We start from the raw sequence: 2,743 nt of genomic DNA, 5'->3' as shown, positions 1-2,743 counted from the left end.
GCACTGTCCCTGCGGTACACGATCAGGTCGTAGTCCACGCCCTTGGCCTTGTCGGTGCTGCGGTAGCCGACCTGCCCGTTGGCGACGGCGCCCTTGCACTTGCCGGTCGGGTCCTTGCACACGGAGGGCGCCTTGGCGCGGCTGTGCAGCTCGGTGCTGACGGTGCGCAGGGCGGCGGGCATCGTCTCGGCGGGCGGCAGGATCGCCTTGGCGTCCCGGGCGCCGCTCAGCGAACCGGCGCCCTTGGCGGCGGACCCGCCGGCCGCGCCGCCGATGGTGCGGCTGTGCGACGACCCCGAACCCGACTTGTGCTTCTTGTTCTTCTTCTTGCCCCCGCAGCCCGTCAGGGCCAGCGAGAGGACCAGCACTCCGACGCCGACTGCCCGCGTCGTTCCCCCAGTTGTCAACCGCACAGCGGTACATCCTCCGTTTGTCGTGATCATGTCCTACGGGAGGATACGACGCGGGGGCAACGACCTGCGGTTCCGCCCCGGAGGGTACGGAACCGCAGGTGAAGGGCGTCAGCTGTCGCTGAACTTCTCGCCCCTGCCGGCCTTCTCGACCAGCAGCGCGGGCGGCGTGAACCGCTCGCCGTAGCGGTCGGCCAGCTCACGCGCGCGTGCCACGAATCCGGGCAGGCCGCCTTCGTAGCCGTTGATGTACTGGAGCACGCCGCCGGTCCAGCCGGGGAAGCCGATGCCGAAGATGGAGCCGATGTTGGCGTCCGCGACGGACGTCAGGACGCCTTCTTCGAGGAGGCGCACGGTGTCGAGCGACTCCGAGAAGAGCATCCGCTCCTGCATGTCCTGGAAGGGGATCTCCGTGCCCGGCTTGGTGAAGTGCTCGCGCAGACCCGGCCACAGGCCCGCCCGCTTGCCGTCCACGTACTCGTAGAAGCCCGCTCCGCCGCTGCGGCCGGGGCGCTCGAACTCGTCGACCATGCGGTCAATGACGGAGTCCGAGGGGTGCCCGGCCCAGGTGCCGCCGGCCTCCTCGACGGCCCGCTTCGTCTCGTTGCGGATCTTGCGGGGCAGGGTGAGGGTCAGCTCGTCCATCAGCGAGAGGACCTTCGCGGGGTAGCCCGCCTGGGCCGCGGCCTGCTCGACGGAGGCGGGCTCGATGCCCTCGCCGACCATCGCGACGCCTTCGTTGATGAAGTGCCCGATCACGCGCGAGGTGAAGAAGCCGCGCGAGTCGTTGACGACGATCGGCGTCTTGTTGATCTGGCGTACGAGGTCGAAGGCGCGGGCCAGGGCCTCGTCGCCGGTCCGCTCGCCCTTGATGATCTCGACGAGCGGCATCTTGTCGACGGGCGAGAAGAAGTGCAGGCCGATGAAGTCGACGGGCCGCGTGACGCCCTCGGCGAGCTGGGTGATCGGCAGCGTCGAGGTGTTGGAGCACAGCAGCGCGTCCGGCTCGATGACGTCCTGGATCTCCTGGAACACCTTGTGCTTGAGGGCGGTGTCCTCGAAGACGGCCTCGATCACGGCGTCGCAGCCCGCCAGGTCCTGCGGGTCGGCGGTCGGCGTGATGCGGGCAAGGAGCGCGTCGGCCTTCTCCTGGGTCGTACGGCCCCGCTGCACCGCCTTGGCGCACAGCTTCTCGGAGTAGGCCTTGCCCTTGGCGGCGGCCTCCGCGGAGACGTCCTTCAGGACGACCTCGATGCCCGCGCGGGCGCACGAGTAGGCGATGCCCGCGCCCATCATGCCCGCACCCAGGACCGCGGCCTTGCGGACCTGGCGTGCCTCGATGCCCTTGGGGCGGTTGGCGCCGGAGTTGACGGCCTGGAGGTCGAAGAAGAACGCCTGGATCATGTTCTTCGCGGTCTGGCCCGTGACCAGCTCGGTGAAGTACCGGGCCTCGATGGTCAGCGCGGTCTCGAAGTCGACCTGGGAGCCCTCGACGGCGGCCGCGAGGATGTTGCGCGGGGCCGGGTAGGGGGCGCCGTTGATCTGCTTCTTGAGGTTGGCGGGGAACGCGGGCAGGTTCGCGGCGAACTTCGGGTTGGCGGGGGTGCCGCCGGGGATGCGGTAGCCCGGCTTGTCCCAGGGCTGGGCCGACTCGGGGTTGGCGTCGATGAAGGCGCGGGCCTTCTCGATCATCTCCTCGCGGGTGGCGGCCACCTCGTGGACGAGGCCGTTCTCCAGGGCGCGCTTCGGGTTGTACTGGGTGCCCTGGAGCAGCACCTTCAGGAGCGCGTCCGCGATGCCCATCAGGCGCACGGTGCGGGTCACGCCGCCGCCCGCCGGGAGCAGGCCGAGGGTGACCTCGGGCAGACCGATCTTGGAGCCGGGCGCGTCGAGCGCGACGCGGTGGTGGCTGGCCAGGGCGATCTCGTAGCCGCCGCCCAGGGCCGCGCCGTTGATCGCGGCGACGACCGGCTTGCCCAGGGTCTCGATGCGGCGCAGGGACGCCTTGATGGCGACGCCCGCCTCGAACGCGTCCTGCGCGTTCTCGGGGCCCGCCTGCATCATGTCCTTGAGGTCACCGCCCGCGAAGAAGGTCTTCTTGGCGGAGGTGTAGATGATGCCGCGGATGGAGTCCTTCTCGGCCTCCGCGCGCTCGGCGATCGCCGCGATGGAGTCCTTGAAACCCTGGTTCATGGTGTTCGCGGACTGGTTGGGGTCGTCCAGGACGAGGGTCACGACACCGGTGTCGTCCTGTTCCCAGCGGATGGTTGAACTCTGCGTCATGGTGCGGTCTCCGTGAAGTCTGTGGCTGTTGGGGTGGGCGGCTACTGGGG

At 69.7% G+C, this 2,743-nt stretch carries 2 protein-coding genes; both read right to left on the bottom strand.

The annotated features are described in order from the left end of the window. The coding region (locus tag ACQKIP_RS44595; protein WP_427745608.1) for a hypothetical protein at positions 1 to 407 on the bottom strand (407 nt) is incomplete at its 3' end. 114 nt (positions 408 to 521) lie between these two features. After that, positions 522 to 2,693, bottom strand: a complete 2,172-nt coding sequence (locus ACQKIP_RS44590) for a 3-hydroxyacyl-CoA dehydrogenase NAD-binding domain-containing protein (protein ID WP_365855305.1) — start codon at positions 2,691 to 2,693, stop codon at positions 522 to 524. Positions 2,694 to 2,743: the final 50 nt, after the last annotated feature.

The organism is Streptomyces sp. NPDC059900, assembly GCF_050270335.1.
In the GTDB taxonomy this organism is placed as follows: Bacteria; Actinomycetota; Actinomycetes; order Streptomycetales; family Streptomycetaceae; genus Streptomyces.
This window is presented reverse-complemented; position numbering and strand designations above follow the sequence as displayed.